General features: G+C 70.3%; 22 protein-coding genes and 3 tRNA genes. 20 read left to right on the forward strand and 5 right to left on the reverse strand.

Annotated features, from left to right (window positions below; all coding sequences use genetic code 11):
* Positions 1-17 precede the first annotated feature (17 nt).
* The 7 genes from ACIP94_RS06910 to htpX all read left to right on the forward strand — a co-directional run bounded on the left by ACIP94_RS06910 (position 18) and on the right by htpX (position 7,651).
* On the forward strand, positions 18-521 hold the full coding sequence (locus tag ACIP94_RS06910; RefSeq protein ID WP_402421714.1) for a 4Fe-4S binding protein: 504 nt from the start codon (positions 18-20) through the stop codon (positions 519-521).
* Positions 518-1,150, forward strand: coding sequence for an NADH-quinone oxidoreductase subunit J (locus tag ACIP94_RS06915; RefSeq protein ID WP_402420668.1), 633 nt, complete (start codon positions 518-520; stop codon positions 1,148-1,150). Before ACIP94_RS06910 ends, ACIP94_RS06915 begins: the two co-directional genes overlap by 4 nt.
* Positions 1,150-1,515, forward strand: coding sequence for an NADH-quinone oxidoreductase subunit NuoK (gene nuoK / locus ACIP94_RS06920; RefSeq protein ID WP_402420670.1), 366 nt, complete (start codon positions 1,150-1,152; stop codon positions 1,513-1,515). The genes ACIP94_RS06915 and nuoK overlap by 1 nt, the downstream gene beginning before the upstream one ends.
* Entirely contained in the window at positions 1,512-3,503 is a 1,992-nt protein-coding gene (locus tag ACIP94_RS06925) for an NADH-quinone oxidoreductase subunit L (protein ID WP_402420672.1), read from the forward strand. The genes nuoK and ACIP94_RS06925 overlap by 4 nt, the downstream gene beginning before the upstream one ends.
* A 6-nt stretch (positions 3,504-3,509) precedes the next feature.
* Positions 3,510-5,084 carry an NADH-quinone oxidoreductase subunit M gene (locus ACIP94_RS06930; RefSeq protein ID WP_402420674.1) on the forward strand — a complete coding sequence of 525 codons (1,575 nt, stop codon included), beginning with the start codon at positions 3,510-3,512 and terminating at the stop codon, positions 5,082-5,084.
* Entirely contained in the window at positions 5,081-6,580 is a 1,500-nt protein-coding gene (locus tag ACIP94_RS06935; protein ID WP_402420677.1) for an NADH-quinone oxidoreductase subunit N, read from the forward strand. The genes ACIP94_RS06930 and ACIP94_RS06935 overlap by 4 nt, the downstream gene beginning before the upstream one ends.
* A 207-nt stretch (positions 6,581-6,787) precedes the next feature.
* The gene (htpX, locus tag ACIP94_RS06940; RefSeq protein ID WP_402420679.1) at positions 6,788-7,651 is read left to right on the forward strand and encodes a zinc metalloprotease HtpX; all 864 of its coding nucleotides are present in this window, start codon (positions 6,788-6,790) and stop codon (positions 7,649-7,651) included.
* A gap of 389 nt (positions 7,652-8,040) precedes the next feature.
* Here htpX and ACIP94_RS06945 read toward each other — a convergent pair whose 3' ends face one another.
* Positions 8,041-8,442 carry a YccF domain-containing protein gene (locus tag ACIP94_RS06945; protein WP_402420681.1) on the reverse strand — a complete coding sequence of 134 codons (402 nt, stop codon included), beginning with the start codon at positions 8,440-8,442 and terminating at the stop codon, positions 8,041-8,043.
* 396 nt (positions 8,443-8,838) lie between these two features.
* Between ACIP94_RS06945 and ACIP94_RS06950 the strand changes: the two genes are divergently transcribed.
* Positions 8,839-9,405, forward strand: coding sequence for an SMI1/KNR4 family protein (locus ACIP94_RS06950; RefSeq protein WP_402420684.1), 567 nt, complete (start codon positions 8,839-8,841; stop codon positions 9,403-9,405).
* A gap of 115 nt (positions 9,406-9,520) precedes the next feature.
* Here the strand turns inward: ACIP94_RS06950 and ACIP94_RS06955 are convergent, their stop codons facing one another.
* Entirely contained in the window at positions 9,521-10,783 is a 1,263-nt protein-coding gene (locus tag ACIP94_RS06955) for an APC family permease (RefSeq protein WP_402420687.1), read from the reverse strand.
* Positions 10,784-10,961: 178 nt separating this feature from the next.
* Between ACIP94_RS06955 and ACIP94_RS06960 the strand changes: the two genes are divergently transcribed.
* On the forward strand, positions 10,962-11,228 hold the full coding sequence (locus ACIP94_RS06960) for a GlsB/YeaQ/YmgE family stress response membrane protein (protein WP_402420690.1): 267 nt from the start codon (positions 10,962-10,964) through the stop codon (positions 11,226-11,228).
* Positions 11,229-11,325: 97 nt separating this feature from the next.
* On the opposite strand, the gene ACIP94_RS06965 is transcribed toward ACIP94_RS06960, so the two are convergent.
* Positions 11,326-11,814 carry a YajQ family cyclic di-GMP-binding protein gene (locus ACIP94_RS06965; RefSeq protein ID WP_234513495.1) on the reverse strand — a complete coding sequence of 163 codons (489 nt, stop codon included), beginning with the start codon at positions 11,812-11,814 and terminating at the stop codon, positions 11,326-11,328.
* Positions 11,815-12,039: 225 nt separating this feature from the next.
* Here ACIP94_RS06965 and ACIP94_RS06970 point away from each other — a divergent pair.
* The 6 genes from ACIP94_RS06970 (at position 12,040) to ACIP94_RS06995 (ending at position 15,146) form a co-directional block, all read left to right on the forward strand.
* Positions 12,040-12,121, forward strand: a tRNA-Tyr gene (locus ACIP94_RS06970).
* A gap of 233 nt (positions 12,122-12,354) precedes the next feature.
* Complete coding sequence (locus tag ACIP94_RS06975; protein ID WP_402420692.1) at positions 12,355-12,684, forward strand: hypothetical protein; 330 nt, start codon at positions 12,355-12,357, stop codon at positions 12,682-12,684.
* Positions 12,685-13,066: 382 nt separating this feature from the next.
* Positions 13,067-13,270, forward strand: coding sequence for an excisionase family DNA-binding protein (locus ACIP94_RS06980; protein WP_402420694.1), 204 nt, complete (start codon positions 13,067-13,069; stop codon positions 13,268-13,270).
* 319 nt (positions 13,271-13,589) lie between these two features.
* A complete protein-coding gene (locus ACIP94_RS06985) occupies positions 13,590-13,796 on the forward strand; it encodes a hypothetical protein (RefSeq protein WP_402420697.1) in 207 nt (68 codons plus the stop codon).
* 609 nt (positions 13,797-14,405) lie between these two features.
* Positions 14,406-14,879: an NUDIX domain-containing protein gene (locus ACIP94_RS06990; RefSeq protein WP_402420700.1), complete on the forward strand. Its 474-nt coding sequence runs from the start codon at positions 14,406-14,408 to the stop codon at positions 14,877-14,879.
* Between the two features lie 54 nt (positions 14,880-14,933).
* Entirely contained in the window at positions 14,934-15,146 is a 213-nt protein-coding gene (locus ACIP94_RS06995) for a hypothetical protein (protein ID WP_402420702.1), read from the forward strand.
* Positions 15,147-15,210: 64 nt separating this feature from the next.
* Here ACIP94_RS06995 and ACIP94_RS07000 read toward each other — a convergent pair whose 3' ends face one another.
* Positions 15,211-15,867: an SDR family oxidoreductase gene (locus ACIP94_RS07000; RefSeq protein ID WP_402420704.1), complete on the reverse strand. Its 657-nt coding sequence runs from the start codon at positions 15,865-15,867 to the stop codon at positions 15,211-15,213.
* A gap of 309 nt (positions 15,868-16,176) precedes the next feature.
* The gene (locus tag ACIP94_RS07005; protein ID WP_402420707.1) at positions 16,177-17,424 is read right to left on the reverse strand and encodes an amidohydrolase family protein; all 1,248 of its coding nucleotides are present in this window, start codon (positions 17,422-17,424) and stop codon (positions 16,177-16,179) included.
* A 210-nt stretch (positions 17,425-17,634) separates the two neighbouring features.
* Here ACIP94_RS07005 and ACIP94_RS07010 point away from each other — a divergent pair.
* From ACIP94_RS07010 to ACIP94_RS07030, 5 genes are all read left to right on the forward strand, one after another.
* Positions 17,635-17,707: transfer RNA gene (locus ACIP94_RS07010), tRNA-Thr, on the forward strand.
* Between the two features lie 46 nt (positions 17,708-17,753).
* A tRNA-Met gene (locus tag ACIP94_RS07015) sits at positions 17,754-17,826 on the forward strand.
* Between the two features lie 95 nt (positions 17,827-17,921).
* A complete protein-coding gene (rpmG, locus tag ACIP94_RS07020; RefSeq protein ID WP_003948671.1) occupies positions 17,922-18,086 on the forward strand; it encodes a 50S ribosomal protein L33 in 165 nt (54 codons plus the stop codon).
* A 206-nt stretch (positions 18,087-18,292) separates the two neighbouring features.
* On the forward strand, positions 18,293-18,748 hold the full coding sequence (locus tag ACIP94_RS07025) for a MaoC family dehydratase N-terminal domain-containing protein (protein ID WP_402420709.1): 456 nt from the start codon (positions 18,293-18,295) through the stop codon (positions 18,746-18,748).
* A gap of 5 nt (positions 18,749-18,753) precedes the next feature.
* Positions 18,754-19,182 carry a MaoC family dehydratase gene (locus ACIP94_RS07030; RefSeq protein ID WP_402420712.1) on the forward strand — a complete coding sequence of 143 codons (429 nt, stop codon included), beginning with the start codon at positions 18,754-18,756 and terminating at the stop codon, positions 19,180-19,182.
* Positions 19,183-19,313: the final 131 nt, after the last annotated feature.

Genomic DNA, 19,313 nt, shown 5'->3' on the forward strand with positions numbered 1-19,313 from the left:
CCGTCACCCTGCGCACGATGACGAGGAAGTCCGTCACCGAGCAGTACCCGGAGGCTCAGCCGGCCCTCCCGCCCCGCAGCCGCGGTGTCATCGGTCTGTTCGAGGAGAACTGCACCGTCTGCATGCTGTGCGCACGCGAGTGCCCGGACTGGTGCATCTACATCGACTCCCACAAGGAGACGGTCCCGCCCGCCGCCCCCGGCGGCCATGAGCGCAGCCGCAACGTCCTCGACCGTTTCGCCATCGACTTCTCCCTCTGCATGTACTGCGGTATCTGCATCGAGGTCTGCCCCTTCGACGCCCTGTTCTGGTCCCCGGAGTTCGAGTACGCCGAGACCGACATCCGCGACCTCACCCACGAGCGCGACAAGCTCCGCGAGTGGATGTGGACCGTGCCGGCCCCGCCCGCCCTCGACCCCGGCGCTGAGGAGCCCAAGGAGATCGCCGCCGCCCACAAGACCGCCGAGAAGCTGGCCGCGGCCCAGGCCGAGCCCGCCGGTCCGCAGGAAGGAGTGTCGTGAGCCTCGCCTCCGCGACGGCGGCCACGGCGGCCGCCCCCACGCACGGCTTCCTCTCCCCGACCGGTGTGGAAGTCGCCTTCCTCCTCGTCGGCCTGGTCACCTTCGGCGCCGCGCTCGTCACCGTCACCACCCGGCAGCTGGTGCACGCCGCGCTGTGGCTCGTGGCGACCCTCGGCGGGCTCGCCATCGAGTACCTGCTGCTCACCGCCGAGTTCATCGCCTGGGTTCAGGTCCTCATCTACGTCGGTTCCGTCGTCGTCCTCCTCCTGTTCGGACTGATGCTCACCAAGGCCCCCATCGGCCGCTCCCCGGACGCCGACTCCGGCAATCGCTGGGCCGCTCTGACCGTGGCCGTCGCCGCGGCGGCCGCGCTGGTGTGGGTGGTCGTCGACGCCTTCCGCACGACCTGGATCGACCTCGGCGGCGCCGCCTCCGGCTCCACCAAGGTCACGGGCGCGAGCCTTTTCCAGAACTGGGTCCTCCCCTTCGAGGCCCTCTCCGTCCTCCTCCTCGCCGCCCTGGTCGGCGCGATCGTCCTGTCCCGCAGGGCCAAGGCGAACGCGGCGACCACCACCGCGGGCACCCCGGTCGTCCCGGGCAGCCGGAGTGAGAAGGAAGGCGTCCGCTGATGCACCTCGCCTATCCCGCCGTACTCTCCGCTCTCCTCTTCTGCACCGGCCTGTACGGCGTCCTCGCCCGCCGCAACGCGGTCCTCGTGCTGATGTCGGTCGAGCTGATGCTCAACGCCGTCAACCTCAACCTCGTCGCCTTCGACGTCTGGCTGAGCAGAACCGCCCGCGAGACGCTGCACTCAGGCCAGGCCCTGACCCTGTTCACCATCGCCATCGCCGCCGCCGAGATCGGCATCGGCCTGGCGATCGTCCTCGCCGTCTACCGCAACCGCGGCACCTCGGACATCGACCGGCTCCGCGACACCGCCGAGGGTCGCGACGGCGACACTCCTGCGGCTGAGAAGGCTGAGGCCACCGCGTGACCACGACCACCCTCGCCGTCCTCGTCCCCCTCCTTCCCTTCCTGGGCGCCGCGGCCGGCCTGCTGCTCGGCCGCACGGCCCCCGGCTTCGTCCGTCCCTTCGCCGTCCTGCCCACCCTCGCGTCACTCGTGATGGCCGTGCTGGTCGCCGCGCGTCAGGGCGGCGGCAGGGCCGTCGACTCCGCCACCGAACTCACGCCCACGGGCTCGGTCCCGGTCGAACTCGCCCTGCACATCGACGGATTCGCCGCCCTCGTCGCCGTGCTGGTCGGCGTCGTCGCCACCTGTGTGCAGATCTATTCGACGGGCTATCTGCGCGACGACCCGCGCTACCCCTCGTACGCCGCTCTCGTCTCCCTGTTCACCTCCGCGATGCTCCTGGTCGTCTACTCGGGCGACCTGATCGTGCTGCTGGTCGGCTGGGAAGTCATGGGCATCTGCTCCTACTTCCTGGTCGGCCACTACTGGGAGACCCCGGAGGCCCGCGCCGCCTCCATCAAGGCCTTCCTGGTCACCAAGCTCGGCGACATCCCGTTCCTCATCGGACTGTTCGCCCTCGGCACCGACGCCGGCTCCTTCCGCATCACCAGGGTCCTCAGCACCGTCGCGAGCGGCGGACTGCACCACCCCACCCTGGTCGCCCTGCTGCTCCTGGCCGGCGTGGCGGGCAAGTCGGCGCAGTTCCCGCTGCACACCTGGCTTCCCGACGCGATGGCGGGCCCCACCCCCGTCTCCGCGCTGATCCACGCCGCGACCATGGTCGCAGCGGGTGTCTACTTCATCGCCCGGCTCCTCCCGGTCTTCGAGGCCTCCTCGGCCGCGATGGTGGTCCTCGCCGTGATGGCCGCCGTGACGATGGCCGGATCAGCGCTCGCCGCGCTCGCGCAGGACGACATCAAACGCGTCCTCGCCTATTCGACGATCGGCCAGCTCGGCTACATGACCGGCGCCCTCGCCGTCGGCGACCGGGGTGCCGCCGTCTTTCACCTCCTGTCGCACGGCGCCTTCAAGGCGCTGCTGTTCCTCGCCGCAGGCGTGATCATCCACGCCGCCGGCACCAACTCGCTGGCCGCCATGTCCCGTATGAAGGACCTGCGGAGCCGCGTCCCCGACGCCTACTGGACGATGACCGTGGCGCTGCTGTCACTCGCCGCGATCCCGCCCTTCGCGGGCTTCTTCTCCAAGGAGTCCGTGCTCGGCGCCGCCGAGCACGTCGCCACCGGCCACACCGAGCACGCACCCGGCGCCGCGGGGTGGATCATCCTCGTCACCGGTCTGGTCACCGCCCTGCTCACCGCCGCCTACGCGACCCGACTGTGGCTGCTCGCCTTCCGCGGCCACGGCCCCGAGGCCCCCGACCACGGCAAGCAGCCCCTCACCATGAACGCGGTGCTGTGGGTGCTCAGCGTCCCGTCGCTCGCCTTCGGTCTCGCCTACGGCGTGCTGCCCGACTGGTTCGACGGCCGCTCCCTCACGCCGGCGCTCACGACCTCCGTCCTCGGCACGGGCCTCGCCCTGGTCGGCGGACTCGTCACCTACGGAGCCTGGCGACACACCACCGCCCTCGGGAGCCGCGTCCCGCTGGGTGCGGTCGCGGCCCACCCCGAGGCGGACGCCGGACTCGTCGAGGCGGAAGCCATCGCCAGCCACACGCCCGTCTACGGAGATGTCGCGTACGCGCCCGACCCGGCGGACCCGGGCCGCCTGCTGCTCGGCCCGCTGCACCGCCACGCGGCCGTCGGCTTCCACCTGGACGCCGTCTACGACGTGCTCTTCGTCCGGCCCGTCAGGGCCGGGGCGAGCCTCGTCAGGTTCCTGGACCGCGAGGTCGTCGAAACCTACGTACGCGGCGCGGGCGCCCTGCCCCGTCTGCTCGGGGCCGCCGTACGACGAGCCCAGACCGGCAATGTGCAGACCTATGTGAGCGCGCTGCTCGCTGGCACCGTCCTCCTGGCGGTGGCCGCCCTCCTCGTCGCCACGGGAGTGTGAGCAGACGTGATCGATATCAGCGAGTCCGTGATGCAGTTCCTTCTGGCATTCATCGTCGTCGTGCCGCTCATCGGCGCGCTCGCCGCCCTTGTGCCGGCCCCGCCCGGGCTGAAGGGGAAGTCGCCCGCGCAGGCCGTGCTGCGGCACGGTGTCACCGTCACCGGCGCCGTCCTCGCGGCCGCCATCGTCCTCGCGCTCGGCTTCGACCACGGCCACCCGTCGAAGATGCAGGCCACGACCGACATCAGCTGGATCCCCGCACTCGACGTGCGGATCCACCTCGGCATCGACGGCATCTCCCTCCCCCTTCTGGTCCTGACCGCGCTGCTGACCTTCCTCTGCGCGCTCTACTCGTACTTCAAGCCGCCCGCGGGGCCGTCCCCGAAGGCCTTCGTCGCCCTGCTGCTCGTCCTCGAGTCCGGCACCCTCGCCACTTTCGCCGTCCTCGACCTGCTGCTGTTCTTCCTCGCGTTCGAAATGGTCCTCATCCCGATGTATTTCCTCATCGCCCGCTGGGGCGGTGAGGGGCGAACCCAGGCCGCGTGGCGGTTCATCCTCTTCACGCTGCTCGGCTCCGTCGTCATGCTGCTCGGCCTGCTGCTGATCGGACTCAAGGCAGGCACGTTCGACATGGTGGCACTCGCCACTGACAACGGCCGGTCACTCACCACGTCCGTGCAGGTCATCGCCGTTCTGGCGATCGGGATCGGGCTCGCGGTGAAGACGCCGATGTGGCCTCTGCACAGCTGGCTGCCCGACGCCCACACCGCAGCCCCCACCGTCGGCTCGGTCCTGCTGGCCGGTGTGCTGCTGAAGATGGGTACGTACGGTTTTGTGCGCATCCTCCTGCCGGTCGCGCCGCAGGGGTTCCACACCTTCGCGCCCTACCTCGCCGCCTTCGCCGTCGTCGGGATCATCTACGGATCCCTGGCCTGCCTCGCCCTCGCCAAGCGCGGCGCGAAAGGCGACCTCAAGCGGCTCATCGCCTATTCCTCCGTCGGCCACATGGGCTTCGTGCTGCTCGGCATCGCGACGACCACCCCGACCGGAGTGAACGGCGCGCTGTTCGCCAACATCGCCCACGGCCTCATCACCGGCCTGCTCTTCTTCCTCGTCGGCGCGCTGAAGGACCGCACGGGCACCACCGACCTCGACACCCTCGCCGAGGAGACCGGTGCCGCCCTCTACGGCAAGGCACCCCGCCTCGGCGGGCTGCTCGCCTTCGCTGCCGTCGCCTCGCTCGGCCTGCCGGGACTGGCCGGATTCTGGGGCGAGATGCTCGCCATGTTCGGCGCCTTCAAGCCTGCCGCCGACCTCAGCCGCCCGGCCTTCCTCACCTTCATGGCGATCGCCGCGTTCGGCACCCTGCTCACCGCCGCGTACATGCTCATCGTGGTCCGGCGGGTGTGCATGGGCGCCGTACCGCAGGAGGCCCCGAACCTCGTCGACGTCCACACGTACGAATTCGCGGCCTGGACGCCGCTCGTCGTCCTCACCGTCGTCGCCGGCCTGTGGCCCAGGGCCCTCCTCGGCCTGACCGACCCGGCCGTGCAGCAGCTCCTCGCAGGAGGCACCCGATGAGCTCCCTCGTCCAGTCCGTCGACTGGTTGGCGATCGCGCCGCCCACCATCGCGGCGGTCGTCGGAATCGTCGTCCTTGTCGCCGACCTCTTCCTCGACCAACGGAGAAAGCCCCTGCTCGGCTGGGTGTCCGTCGCAGGACTCGCCGTCGCGGCACTGATGCTGCTGCCCCTGCTGGACGGCGACCGCGCCACCTTCTGCCTGACGGGCGATCCGCACCTGTGCAGCTACACGGCGGACCGTTTCACCCTTGTCATCCAGCTCCTCGTCCTCCTCGGCGCCCTCCTCGCGGCCCTGTTGTCCGTCACCTCCCTGAAGGACGCGCGCAAGGAGGTCCCCGAAGGGGAGTTCTGGTTCCTGCTGCTCTCCTCCGCCGCCGGGGCCGCCCTGCTTCCCGCCTCTCGCGACCTGGCGACCCTCATCGTCGCCCTGGAGGTCGCGTCCCTGCCGGCGTTCGCCCTCATCGGCATCCGGTACGGCGACAGGAGGTCCTCCGAAGCGGCACTGAAGTTCTTCCTGTCGTCCGTCACCGCGACCGCGGTGAGCCTCATGGGCATCAGTTTCGTGTACGCCTCCACGGGCACCCTTTACCTCGCCCGGATCGCCGACCGGATCCAGCACGTGGACGGCCAGCTGCATACCCTCGCCCAGGCGGGCGTCGTCCTCACCCTCGTCGGCTTCGCCTTCAAGACGGCCGCGGTCCCGTTCCACTTCTGGGTGCCCGACACCTATGTGGGCGCGCCCCTGCCGGTCGCCGCCTACCTGTCCGTCGTGGGCAAGGCAGTCGGCTTCTCCGGCCTGATCCTCGTCACCGTCGTGGCCCTCCCGTCGTACTCCGGCGTCTGGGGCCCGGCCCTCGCCGCGCTGGCGGCCCTGACCATGACCGTCGGCAACGTCGGCGCCCTACGGCAGCAGGCCACGCGCGCGTACAGCGCCGTACGCCTGCTCGCCTGGTCCTCCGTCGGCCAGGCGGGGTACCTCCTGGTGCCGATCGCCGCGGCCGCCTACTCCAAGGACGCCCAGAAGTCGATCGGCTCCACCGTGGCGTACGCGCTCATGTACGGGGCGGTGAACCTCGGTGCCTTCGCCGTGGCCGCGCTCGTGGGCCGGACGAGAGCCCTGAACCGGATCACCGACTACCGCGGTCTGTACGCGTCCCATCCCCTCGCCGCCCTGCTGCTGGCGTTCTTCCTGCTCTGCCTGGCGGGCCTCCCGCCGGGCATCATCGGCCTCTTCGCGAAGGTCACCGTGTTCTCCGCGGCCGTGGACGCCGGACTCGGCTGGCTCGCCGTGGTCATGGCCGTCAACGTGGTGATCGCCCTCTTCTACTACCTCCAGTGGACGGCCGTGCTCTTCCGGGCCCCCGAGGGAGAGCCCGAGAAGCACCGCGTCCCGGCCCCGCTCACGGCCGCCCTCGCCCTGACCGCCGTCCTGGGCATCGCCCTGTCCGGAGCGCCGCAGCTGGTGCTCCGCTTCTCGGCCGCCGCCCTGTTCTGACCGACGCCCTCACCGCGGGCACCCGTGACCGCCACGCGCGGGTGAGGCGGCCACCTCACCCGGACGGCCTACGAGGCCTGGTGCCCGCACAAGGGAACTCGCGCTCTCCGCCTGGCGTTGACCAGTACGGGAGGGTCCACTGAGAAGTGGAGTCAGCAGCATCCGCAGACAAAGGGTTCCCCTGCCGCACCACTTGGAGGGCGTACCGTGCACCGCCGGCACAACGGGCTCAGGACCGCAGTACTCCTCGGGGGACTGTCCGCACTCATCATCGTCATCGGCAGCTTCTTCGGGCGTACGGGCTTGATCGTCGCGGTCCTCGTAGCGATCGGCACCAACGCGTACGCGTACTGGAACAGCGACAAACTGGCTCTACGCGCGATGCGGGCGCGCCCGGTGAGCGAATTCGAGGCCCCGGGGCTTTACCGCATGGTCCGTGAGCTGTCCAACCAGGCCCGTCAGCCCATGCCCAGGCTCTACATCTCGCCGACGGAGGCGCCGAACGCGTTCGCGACGGGCCGCAATCCGCGGAACGCGGCCGTGTGCTGCACCGAAGGCATCCTGCGCATCCTCGACGAGCGCGAACTGCGCGGCGTCATCGGGCACGAGCTGAGCCATGTCTACAACCGCGACATCCTGATCTCGTCGGTGGCCGGAGCGCTCGCTTCCGTGATCATGTTCCTGGTGAACTTCGCCTGGCTGATCCCGATCGGCCGCTCGGACGACGACGAGGGCCCCGGCCTCGTCGGCCTGCTCCTGATCATGATCCTGGGTCCGCTCGCCGCGACGGTCATCCAGCTTGCCATCAGCCGCTCCAGGGAGTACCAGGCGGACGCCTCCGGAGCCCAGCTGACCGGCGACCCCCTCGCGCTCGCGAGTGCCCTGCGCAAGCTCGAAGCGGGCACCAGACAGCTCCCGCTGCCGCCCGAGCCGCGCATCGAGACCGCGAGTCACATGATGATCGCGAACCCCTTCCGTCCGGGCGAGGGACTTTCCAAGATGTTCTCCACGCACCCGCCGATGGCGGAGCGCATCGCCCGGCTCGAACAGATGGCAGGTCGCCACCGTTGAAGAGGACTTCCCGCGTTGCCTCTCAACTCCGCCTCGCGCCCTCCTGCGGCCCACTCCTTCTCTATCCGGCACCAGTGACGTGCCGCAGGCTCCTACGTTTCAGCATCTTGATCGTCCCCTCGGGCAGACGCTCGCCGGGCAAGGAGTTGGGCGCACCACCGACGACGCCGCCATTTTCATGATCGAGTGGCACGGGGGTACCGCCGACCACTTCGCGGTCCCTGACTGAGTCTCCCGACGTCGACGGAGTCCGCACCCGTCACCGCCGCCCGCGCTGACGACGACCCGTCCCCCCAATCGCTGTCAGTCCTCACCGACCGTATGCATCCGCGTACGGATGGGTCGGTCGCACTCGCCGGCGGCGGCCTCAACCGTGGGTGGTTGAGAGATCAGCGCCCGGCAAATCCCTGATCGGACTGCACTACCTCACGTCCCAGCGGCATGAGTGAGATCGGGATGAGTTTGAGGTTCGCCCAGCCGAAGGGGATACCGATGATCGACAAGAAGAGCGGGATACTCGTGATCAGGTGCCCCAGGGCCAGCCACCATCCCGCGAGGATCACCCAGATCACGTTGCCGATGAACGACGGCGCCCCGGCGTCCGGCCGCTCCACAGTGGTGCGGCCGAACGGCCACAGGACGAACCCGGCGATACGCAGCGACGCGACGCCGAACGGGATGGTGACGATCAGGATGAAGCAGATCAGCGCGGCGATCAGGTAGCCCAGCGCCATCCAGATGCCACAGAGGAACAGCCAGAGGATGTTCAGTAGCAGGTTGATCAGCTTCATGATCGGCACCTTTCCAGGTCGCTCCGCCGGCACTGCCTGCCAAGACAAGTATCAGCTGGTCAGGAGTTCGGGCGGAACCGCAACGGCCCTGTAGCGCTATCAGGAACGTACCGAGACGATCCCGTTCGGCATCGCGGACTTCGAAGCTCGTCCCGGTCTCGATGGCTGCCGCTCGGCCGCGACATCGTGCCCATGGACCAGCCCTTCGCGACGCGCTCGCGGGCGGAGCGGCGGACCGCCGCCGGACCCGCCCCGGACTGCGGTCGGACCGCGTCCGGGCCCAGGCCCGGCCCGCGCCGGGGGCCGCCGGCCGGTCGGCCGTCCGGTGCCGCGCAGTGGCGGGCAGGGTTTTCCACAGGCCGCCCGATTGTCGGTGGTGCCCTGCATCATGAACCCATGACCGAAATCGAGCAGTTGCTGGACAGGGTGGCGGACCAGGCCCGCAACACCCGCCCGTGGGGCTGGCCTTCGCTGCCCGAGCCCGTGGAGAAGGCCGCACTCACCCGTGCCGAGGAGGCCCTGGGCTTCTCTCTGCCGCCGCTCCTCGCCGAGTTGTACCTGCGGATAGGGGACGGCGGATTCGGCCCAGGGTACGGCCTGTTGCCCCTGCTCGACAGCCCTCCGTCCAGCGAGCCGGCCGCCGTCCCGCAGTACCTCGCCAACCGCGAGAGCGGCCGCAAGGACCCCGAGTGGCCCTGGCCCGAGGGCATCCTGCCGATATCCCACTGGGGCTGCGGAATGTACGCGTGCGTGGACTGCCGCACCCCGCACGCCACGGTCCTGCTCTACGAGCCGAACGCCGACGAGGCCGACCGCGCCTGGTATGTGGACGCCCCCGCCCTCACGGAATGGCTCCAGGTCTGGCTCGACGGCACGGGCTGGTACGAGGAGTCCCACGACGGCCCGGACCCGACCCCATGGCCGGACTTCCGCATACGGGCGGGCGTCACGCGGGCGGCATAACCGGGGAGCGCCCGCACCCGTACCGCCTCTCGGCACTGCCGGGGACTCGCGCCACCGCCGGGCGGCCCCTCCAAGCCGAACTGTCCCCTCCAACGCGCTGACACGCCGATGGTGGCTACCGCACGACACCCCACCGTCGTACGCCGTACGCCACCACGCCCAGCACCAGCACCCCCGCGCCCACAGCCACGGACACGGCGGGCAGCGCGAACGCCAGGACGACGCAGCCGACGAGCCCGACGGCCGGTACGACGCGCGAAGCCGGCGCCGGACTCGGTGTCCACGCGGACGCGTTGGCGATCGCGTAGTACGCCAGAACCCCGAAGGAGGAGAAACCGATCGCGCCCCGGACGTCCACCGTCGCGGCGAGCGCGGCCACCACGACACCCACGGTCAGCTCGGCCCGGTGCGGTACCTGGAAGCGCGGGTGCACGGCCGCCAGGGCGCCCGGCAGATGCCGGTCCCGGGCCATGGCCAGGGTCGTCCGCGAGACACCCAGGATCAGCGCCAGCAGCGAGCCCAGCGCGGCCACCGCGGCGCCCGCCCGCACCACCGGGACAAGACCGGGCACGCCCGCCGCCCGCACCGCGTCCGCCAGCGGCGCCGCCGCATGCCCCAGCCCCTCAGTACCCAGCACGGAAAGGACGGCGACAGCCACCGCCGCGTACACCACCAGCGCCATGCCCAGTGCCAGCGGGATCGCGCGAGGGATGGTGCGCTCCGGATCCCGGACCTCCTCGCCGAGGGTGGCGATCCGTGCGTACCCCGCGAACGCGAAGAAGAGCAGCCCGGCCGCCTCGAGCACCCCGGCGGCGCCGCCCGAGCGGCCCACGTCGAGACGCGACGCGTCGGCCGCCCCGGACCCGAGACACACGACGACCACGGAAGCGAGGACAGCCAGGACCAGCGCCACGATCACCCGCGTCAGCAGGGCCGACTTCTGCATGCCGCCGTAGTTCACGGCGGTGAGCACCACCACGGCGGCGACCGCCACCGCGTGCGCCTGCCCCGGCCAGACGTACGCGCCCACGGTGAGTGCCATCGCAGCGCAGGACGCGGTCTTCCCGACGACGAACGACCAGCCCGCCAGATATCCCCAGAACGCGCTGAGCCGCTCCCGCCCGTACACGTAAGTGCCGCCCGAGGCGGGATACAGCGCGGCAAGCCGTGCCGAGGACGTCGCGTTGCAGTAGGCGACCACCGCCGCGACCGCCAGCCCGACCAGCAACCCGGACCCGGCCGCGCGTGCCGCCGGGGCGAGAGCGGCGAAGATCCCGGCCCCGATCATCGATCCCAGACCGATGACGACGGCGTCACCAAGCCCGAGGGTCCGGCGCAACCCCACGTCACCGGGCCCTTGTGCCCCCGACCGAGTCATGGATCGCAGCCTATCGAGCCGCAACCGCCGCCGGTCCCGGGGCGTCCTCCCCGATGACAGACACGGCCGCAGGAAACCGCGCGACCAGCAGCATCAGGCGGCGGCGTCAACGCATGCACACGGCCTGGCCGGAGCAGGAACACAGCACAGACACAGCACGGAGAGGCAGGTTCAGGGCATGAGCATCGTCGGCTGGATCATTCTGGGGTTGTTGGCGGGCGCCATCGCGAAGTTTCTGCTGCCGGGCAAGGACCCCGGCGGCTTCATCGGCACGACCCTCATCGGTATCGCGGGCGCGTTCATCGGCGGCTGGGTCTCCGCCCGCTGGCTCCACCACCCGATCAGCAAGCACTTCTACGACGGCCCGACCTGGGCCGCCGCGATCGGCGGCTCCCTGGTGCTGCTGATCATCTACCGCGTGCTGTTCGGCGACTCACGACGCTGACCCCACCTCTGAAGCCGCAGCCGGCAGCGGCGAAGGGTGGGCAGCCCGGCTCGGGGCAGCCCACCCTTCCTCGTCTCGAGCGACGGGCCGCGGAGGCCTAGCGGTAGTTCACGAACTGCAGGGCGAAGTCGAAGTCCTTGCCCTTCAGCAGGGCAATCACGGCCTGCAGGTCGTCGCGGCTCTTGGAGCTGACGCGCAGCTCGTCGCCCTGCACCTGCGCCTTGACGCCCTTCGGGCCCTCGTCGCGGATGATCTTCGCCACCTTCTTCGCGTTCTCCTGGGAGATGCCCTCCTCGATCGACGCGAAGATCTTGTACTCCTTGCCGGAGAGCTGCGGTTCACCGGCGTCCAGTGACTTCAGGGAGACTCCGCGCTTGACCAGCTTCGACTCGAAGACATCGAGGATGGCCTTCACCCGGTCCTCGGAGTTGGCCTGCATCAGGATCTTGTCGCCGGACCAGGCGATCGAGGCGCCGACGTTCTTGAAGTCGTAGCGCTGCGAGATCTCCTTGGCGGCCTGGTTGAGGGCGTTGTCGACCTCCTGCCGCTCGACCTTCGAGACGATGTCGAAACTGGAGTCGGCCATGTCCTGTGGCTCCTTGTATCGGGATGGATCGGGGTGCGTATCGGCGTGCGGGAGCGCGGCCGCCTGGCCCGGCTTGGATCCCGGGCCGCATCCGCTTAAGCCTAGTCATCCCGTCCCGCTCAGGGTGCCGATCTATCGGGTGGCGAAGCACCCCTGCGCATCAGGTATCGTTTACGTCGTTGCCAGGGGGCACCGCGGAAAAGCGGCCCCACGGCGACAATCCCCGGCGGTGTGCCCGAGCGGCCAAAGGGAGCAGACTGTAAATCTGTCGGCTTAGCCTACCCAGGTTCGAATCCTGGCGCCGCCACGCTAGTGGGAATCGGCCCCTGACCAGCACATTTGGTCGGGGGCCGTTCTAGTTTGGGCCTGCTGTGAGTCCCTGTGATTCCCCGTCGTTCTTCGCTTGATCCGGCACGCTTGTGGCACGCCTCGGTGACCTTGATCACGCGGGAGGCGCCGGCTCTGCTCCGCGCCGATCGAGCCAGCTACGAGTGGTGACAGCATCTTGGGGGCACTGTGTGGGATGGCCCGTTCTACCGCGTGAAGCGCGACGGATATGAGATCTGCTTCGTGCCAGGGGCAGGCGAAGACCTGGACGAGGTATGCAACGTCGATATGTGGGTGACGTTCGCCGATGGCAACCGGTGGTCCGGGACGGTCTTCACCCTGGATGAGGTGCAGCGTCTGATGGACCGCTGGAAGGGCACGGGCGAGTGTCTGGACGGCAGCTACTTCTGGTGCTGGGACGGGCTCATCGTCCGGGAGGCCGGCATCCCCGCCATGGTCCGAGTCGTCGATGACCTCGTTGCCACCGGCGACTACAAAGGAGCCCTTCGTGCACTCGGACCGGAGGATGACCGGGAGGACTAACCTCCGGCCCCTCGCCGCACAGTGCCCTCGTGGTCGCGGAACGGCTTTGGGCTGGAGTTTCCCTGACCCAGTCGAGCGCAGACGCGCTCGGATTCTGGGGCACCAGTTTGGGAGACGGCGTATGCGGGTCTCGGCTGACCTGCCAATTTGCTGACCTGGGAGGGACCGTAGGCCAGTCCGTCGTTCCCCGTGGGTCTCCGCTGCGTGCCGTCGGAACGGGCACGTAGCGGGCACCGGGGTGGTGGCTGCCACCGGTTCTCCGTGCTGTCTCCGCCACGGTCGAGTCAGCTGCTTCCAGCGATGCCGCCCCGTCGATGGACACGTACCAGGTGCCGGCAAGCTCCCAGGATGCGGAGACCTTCATGGGACCCGTGCGGAAGGAGTGGCCGAACTGCTCGGGACGACGATCCCACTGCTCGGGACGACGATCCGTTTCCCCCGGCGACTCATCGAAGAACGACGGATCACCTTCGTGAAAGTGGGCCGCCATGTCCGCATCCCCGAGAGTGCGGTAGCTGCGTACATCCGCGCCAACACGGTTGAGCCGGTCCGGGTGCCTGGGCCGCGCTTGAAGGCGGTGGCCTGATGCCGAACAACCGAGGCAGGCGCCGGCGCTTTGGTGCCGTCCGGCAACTGAAGTCCGGGCGTTGGCGGGCGCGCTACCGCGATCCGGCCACCGGCCTTCTCCGGTCCGTGCCGTACACCTTCGAGACCAAGACCGACGCCGACGTGTTGCTCAGGACCACTGAGGGGGAGATCACGCGAAGGCCTTGGGCGGGCCGGTCAGCGCCCCCGCTCCCGACAGCCATGTCACCTGAATGGCGCAACATGATGTGCCACCCACATGGGCGAAGCTCAAGCTGGCTAGTGCCCCCAACCGAGGTAATCCGTGAAAGGGGAACCGAATGCGCAGTCGACGAATCCTCGCCGCCGTCATCGCCACGGCAGCCCTCGCCGGACTCGGCCTCACAGGCGCCGCAACCGCCACGGCACAGGGTGCCCCATCCGCCGTCACCCCAGGTCAGTGCGAGCAGGGCGGCGGAACGCCCCGGGTCGACTTGCCGGGCAATCCCTGTGTGGGCGGAAAATACGACGGCCAGGCGGTCGACTAAACCCCCACAAGGCGCCCCGCAGCCACGCGCCGCGGGGCGCTCCCGCGCGAGCGTAGCCGGGGAGTCGCAGGGACTGTGCCGGCCCGTCGAACACGCCCTGGACGCCACCCGATCCCGGCCGCAGTCTGAGGCCGGTTGGGGCGTGGCAAGTCGAGGGAGTCCACGCAGCAAGAAGGTTCCGCTCGAATGCGAGGGCGACGCTTGCGGGCGCATCGTGGGGCACGGAGCGGCGCACTGCGGGAACGGCCAACTCAGCGCGGAGTGATCGCGCGGTCTGTGAATCTGTCGGCTTGGCCTACCCAGGTTCGAATCCTGGCGCCGCCACACTGGGGTAAGCCCGCTCTGATCTGTGAACGCAGGTCGGAGGGGGGTTTCTTCGTGGAACGGGGTGCGTGGCGCGCGGGTAGGTCGGCAGTCCGGTGACGTGCCGCACGCGGTGCCGTCGGAGGCCCGGGGTGAGCGGGTGCCGGGCCGGGCGCGGGGTGGTGCGTCGCGCCGCGGTTATCGTCGGAACGCGCCCTTCGGCCGTATCGCCGTCCGACGGCGGCCGGCCTGGCCCCAGGGCGAGCAGGTGCCCGTTCGTCGCCGTCGTTCAGGGGAGCCCGAGCCATGGGTCGTGTCGACTATCTGCATGATCCGGATGCCCCGCCCGCCAACTCCGTCGTGCCCTCGGTCGTGGCCCTCGTGCGGGACGGGGCCGGGCGAGTGCTGATGATTCAGCGGTCGGACAACGGGCGTTGGGCGCTGCCGGGCGGTGGGCACGACATCGGGGAGACCATCGCGGACACCGTCGTCCGGGAGGTGCGGGAGGAGACCGGGATCGAGGTCGAGGTCGCCGGCCTCAGCGGGATCTACACCGATCCGGGGCACGTCATGCGGTACGACGACGGAGAGGTGCGCCAGCAGTTCAGTCTCTGCTTCCGGGCGCGGCCGGTCGGCGGGCGGTTGCGGACCAGTTCCGAGACGACGCAGGTCCGTTGGGTCGAGCCGGTGGACCTTCGGGGGCTGGACGTGCACCCCACCATGCGGTTGCGGATCGAGCACGCGATGGACGAGAGCCGGGGCGCGCCCTATATCGGCTGACCCGTCCGGCTCTATCGGCTGACCCGTCCGGCCGGGTTCTCCTACGCTGAGGCCATGTCGTCGCCCCGCAGGACGTGTCCCGAGTGCCATCGGGACATCGCCGTCGTGGCGGGGCGGTTCGCGCGGCACGACCCGCCGGGGGCGCGCGCCGACGGGGCGCTCGTCTCGTGCCCCGGCTCGCGTCGGCTCGCGCATATAGGCGCCGCCCAGCCCACCCTGGCCGGGTACGTCGTACCGGAGTTCCCCGGTCAGCTGCCGCTCTTCTGAGACGTCACCCGGGCCGCCGAAGGTGTCCGAGCGTGGTCGGCCGCCACTCGCGCTCCCGGCTCACTCAGTTCCCCGCCACGGACTTCACCGCCACCGACACGGGGATCGAGCCGCTGATCGCTTCCAGGGTCAGACCGGCCGTCGCGGGTGTGTCGACGAGTTCCGCGAGGAGCGCCGCCACGTCGTCACGCGGGATCGTGCCGCGGCCGGTGTGGGCCTCCAGACGTACGAGGCCCTTGCCGGGGTCGTTCGTCAGGGTGCCGGGGCGCAGGATCGTCCAGTCCAGGGACTGGTGCGCGCGTACATACGCGTCGGCCTCGCCCTTGGCCCGCAGATACACGTCGAAGACCTCGTTGCCCGGGTGCTCCGGGTCCGCGCCCATCGAGGAGACGATGACGAAACGGCGTACGCCCGCGCGCTCCGCCGCGTCCGCGAACTTGATCGCCGCATCCCGGTCCACCGTGAACTTGCGCTCCACGCCACTGCCCGGACCGGCACCCGCCGCGAAGACGGCCGCGTCAGCCCCTTCCAGGCGCCCGGCGATCTCCTCGACCGAGGCCGGCTCCAGGTCGCAGACGATCGCTTCGGCGCCCGCCGCACGCAGATCGTCGGCCTGTTCCGCACGACGGATGATTCCCGCGACCTCGTCACCGCGCGCGGCGAGCAACCGCTCCAGCCGCAGCGCGATCTGACCATGACCACCAGCGATGACAATGCGCATGTTTCCGACCGTACGCTCACGGGGCCGCCTTTGCCGCACAACCTCACGCCCGGCTCGCTACCGACGTTCGTCCACGGCCCCATATCGACGTTCGTCCCGGCCCCACACCGACGTTCGTCAACGGCCCCGCACCGACGTTCGTCAACGGCCCCGCACCGGCGTTAGTACCGGTCCCGCACCGACGTTCGTCCACGGCCCCATGCCGGCGTTCGTCTCAGTCCCGCACCGACGTTCGTCCACCCCTCGGCACTGATGTTCGCCTACGGCCCAATATCGAACCGCCGTTCAGTCGCGGCCGGGCCCTGCGGTCTACGACGGCTGGGCTCGCCCCTGGCGCGGCAGATCCAGCGCCACCGCCGCCGAGCCGCAGTACTCCCGTACCGCGCTCGTACGGGCGACCACCCGCCCCCTGTGCACCACGATCCGGCTGTACGCGAGCGACAGCGCCCCCGCCAGCTGCTCGCCCCGCACGGCGAGCAGCTCCGCCGGGAAGCCCGCCTCGACGCGTACCTCCGGCAGCCCGAGCGCGGCCCGCGCCGACGCGCTCACCATGTCGTAGGCCTCCTCGGGACGGAAGCCGTACCGCGATGCCAGCAGATACGCCGCCTCCAGTGGGTCCCCGCGCCCCACCGGGTTCGCCACGTCCCTGAGGGTCCCGCTGCCCGCCGCCACCCGGACCCCGGCCGACCGCAGCAGCCGTACCGGAGCCGTGTCGCGCCGGTCGACGCCGCCACAGCCGCCCTGGGGCAGGCAGACCACCGTCACGCCGGCGGCGGCGAGCCGGTCCGCGGCACGGGCGGCCGGCCCCGCGGGAAGCCGCGCCAGGCCTCCGCACGGGCCTAGCGCCACCCCGGGGCGCAGCCCGCCCGCCATGGTGGCGATCCGGGTGAGGCGTGCCGGGTCGTCGGCGTCCGTGTGCAGGTCGACCGGGCAGCCGAATTCCGAAGCCAGTTCGAGGACCGTCTCCACGTACCCCGTCGGATCGGGGTCCGTGTCCGGGCAGCCGCCCACCACCGCCGCGCCCATCTTGAGGGCGTCCCGCAGTATCGCCAGCCCGTCCGCCCCGGCGGCCCCGGTCAGCACCCGCGGCATCGCCACCGCCGTCAGCTCGGCGAGCCCGCTCAGTGAGCGCCGCGCCCGCAGGATCGCCGCCAGCCCCTCCAGCCCCTGGACATCACCGATGTGCACATGGGAGCGCAGGGCCGTGGCGCCGTGCCCGAGCTGAAGCAGCGCGGCCTCGGTGGCACGGCGCTGGACCTCGTCGGGGTGGTGCGACACGGGCCCGTCGCCGACCGCGGACAGTGCCGTGTCCCCGTGGGCGTGGGGCTCGGCGGGAGCAGGCAGGAGCAGATAGCCGCGGAGGTCGACACGGGTGCCGGCCGCCCCCGAGGCCAGGCTGCCCGCCGTGCCGACGGCCTCGATGCGCCCGCCGCCGAGCCGCACGTCCACCGTCCGCCCGTCGGTGAGCCGCGCACCGCAGAGCAGGAGGGGGTTCGCGTCGGCCGGTCCCGGCGGCGAGGGCGAGGAACGGGGCGGCTGCGGGCGGCTGTCGGGCATCGCGCTCCTGTGGCTCGGGGCGACTGCGCACCGGGGGCAAGATCACGGAGAGTGAGTCGAGCCTAGGGTGACGACCGGGCCGGGGCGGGGAGGAGCGCAATAGTCGTACCGGTGTGGTGCTTGCTGCTGCGGGGTCCATGGGGCCGCGGAGGTGGGCCGGGCAATGGATTTGGGCGAACGGCCGGCGACCGTGTAATGTCTTCATCGCTCGCCCCAATAGCTCAGTCGGCAGAGCGTCTCCATGGTAAGGAGAAGGTCAACGGTTCGATTCCGTTTTGGGGCTCTGGTGTGAGAGGTTCCCGCCGCAAGGCGGGGCCCGATCGCATCGCAGCGGTGTAGCTCAGTCGGTAGAGCAAGCGGCTCATAATCGCTGTGTCACCGGTTCAAGTCCGGTCACCGCTACTCACAGTAGCCGATTGCGGGGTCGGTCCTTCGATCGGCTACTCTTTCTTGCGTTAATTTCATTTTCGTCCATCCGTTCGTCAAGGAGCACTCACGTGGCTGCCACCGACGTCCGCCCGAAGATCACGCTGGCCTGCGTGGAGTGCAAGGAGCGGAACTACATCACCAAGAAGAACCGGCGTAACAACCCGGACCGTCTTGAGATGAAGAAGCACTGCCCGCGTTGCAACGCGCACACCGCGCACCGCGAGACGCGATAAATCAGGCTCGTACGCGAGGCCGTCCCCACCATCAGGGGACGGCCTCGCGTCGTTACGGCGGCCGGAACCGCGGGCCGCGCCGAGCGGACGCCACAATGGGCCGCACCGGCCTGCCGGCCCACCGGCCGGCGAAGGGCCGGCCGCAACGGCGACAGCGGCCCTCGGTGAGGCCGGATCCCGCAGAACAACCAGGAGGTGCCGAACTCATGGCGCTCGACCAGTCCTTCGTCGGGCGGTCCTACCCGCCGACCGACCCCTACGAGGTGGGCCGGGAGAAGATCCGCGAGTTCGCGGAGGCGATCGGGGACGCCAACCCGGCCTACACCGACCCGGAGGCCGCCAAGGAACTCGGCCACCCTGATGTGATCGCCCCGCCGACCTTCGTCTTCGCGATCACGTTCAAGGCCGCGGGCCAGGTCGTCCAGGACCCCCAGCTCGGCCTCGACTACAGCCGGGTCGTGCACGGTGACCAGAGGTTCGCCTACGCCCGCCCGGTGCGGGCCGGTGACCGGCTGAGCGTGACCTCGACCATCGAGTCGATCAAGTCGCTGGCCGGCAACGACGTCCTGGACATCCGCGGCGAGGTCCACGACGAGGCCGGCGAGCACGTGGTGACCGCCTGGACCAAGCTCGTGGCCCGGGCAGCGGAAGTGGAGGCATGAGGCGCATGACCGCGAAGATCGCGTACGACACCGTCGAGGTCGGCACCGAGCTGCCGACGCAGACCTTCCCCGTCACCCGCGCCACGCTCGTGCAGTACGCCGGGGCCTCCGGGGACTTCAACCCCATCCACTGGAACGAGAGGTTCGCCAAGGAGGTGGGCCTGCCGGACGTCATCGCGCACGGCATGTTCACCATGGCCGAGGCCGCCCGTGTGGTGACCGACTGGGTGGGCGACCCGGGCGCGGTGGTCGAGTACGGGGTCCGCTTCACCCGGCCCGTCGTCGTCCCCAACGACGACCAGGGCGCTGTCATCGAGGTCAGCGGCAAGGTCGCGGCCAAGCTCGACGACCAGACCGTCCGCGTCGACCTCACGGCGTCGAGCGCGGGCCAGAAGGTGCTGGGCATGGCCCGGGCGGTCGTACGACTGGCCTGAGGCCGCCTCTCCGGTGGTTCGGTGGAGTGTCGCCGGACCACCGCCCGGGGCGGCCCGGCCCTTCAGCCCTTCCAAGAAGGGGGGCGCGGGGCCGTGCACGGGTTGCCGGGGCCCTCGGTGCCGTCTCGTAG

The sequence above is a fragment of the Streptomyces sp. NPDC093261 genome (assembly GCF_044753645.1).
Taxonomy (GTDB): domain Bacteria; phylum Actinomycetota; class Actinomycetes; order Streptomycetales; family Streptomycetaceae; genus Streptomyces.

Coding starts and splice junctions, on each gene's coding strand:
- ACIP94_RS07025 (WP_402420709.1), top strand. CDS start 18,293: ATGGCGCTCGACCAGTCCTTCGTCGGGCGGTCCTACCCGCCGACCGAC.
- nuoK (WP_402420670.1), top strand. CDS start 1,150: ATGCACCTCGCCTATCCCGCCGTACTCTCCGCTCTCCTCTTCTGCACC.
- ACIP94_RS06910 (WP_402421714.1), top strand. CDS start 18: ATGACGAGGAAGTCCGTCACCGAGCAGTACCCGGAGGCTCAGCCGGCC.
- ACIP94_RS06995 (WP_402420702.1), top strand. CDS start 14,934: ATGTCGTCGCCCCGCAGGACGTGTCCCGAGTGCCATCGGGACATCGCC.
- ACIP94_RS06935 (WP_402420677.1), top strand. CDS start 5,081: ATGAGCTCCCTCGTCCAGTCCGTCGACTGGTTGGCGATCGCGCCGCCC.
- ACIP94_RS06985 (WP_402420697.1), top strand. CDS start 13,590: ATGCGCAGTCGACGAATCCTCGCCGCCGTCATCGCCACGGCAGCCCTC.
- ACIP94_RS06990 (WP_402420700.1), top strand. CDS start 14,406: ATGGGTCGTGTCGACTATCTGCATGATCCGGATGCCCCGCCCGCCAAC.
- ACIP94_RS07005 (WP_402420707.1), bottom strand. CDS start 17,424: ATGCCCGACAGCCGCCCGCAGCCGCCCCGTTCCTCGCCCTCGCCGCCG.
- ACIP94_RS07000 (WP_402420704.1), bottom strand. CDS start 15,867: ATGCGCATTGTCATCGCTGGTGGTCATGGTCAGATCGCGCTGCGGCTG.
- ACIP94_RS06945 (WP_402420681.1), bottom strand. CDS start 8,442: ATGAAGCTGATCAACCTGCTACTGAACATCCTCTGGCTGTTCCTCTGT.
- ACIP94_RS06955 (WP_402420687.1), bottom strand. CDS start 10,783: ATGACTCGGTCGGGGGCACAAGGGCCCGGTGACGTGGGGTTGCGCCGG.
- ACIP94_RS06960 (WP_402420690.1), top strand. CDS start 10,962: ATGAGCATCGTCGGCTGGATCATTCTGGGGTTGTTGGCGGGCGCCATC.
- ACIP94_RS06950 (WP_402420684.1), top strand. CDS start 8,839: ATGACCGAAATCGAGCAGTTGCTGGACAGGGTGGCGGACCAGGCCCGC.
- ACIP94_RS06965 (WP_234513495.1), bottom strand. CDS start 11,814: ATGGCCGACTCCAGTTTCGACATCGTCTCGAAGGTCGAGCGGCAGGAG.
- ACIP94_RS07030 (WP_402420712.1), top strand. CDS start 18,754: ATGACCGCGAAGATCGCGTACGACACCGTCGAGGTCGGCACCGAGCTG.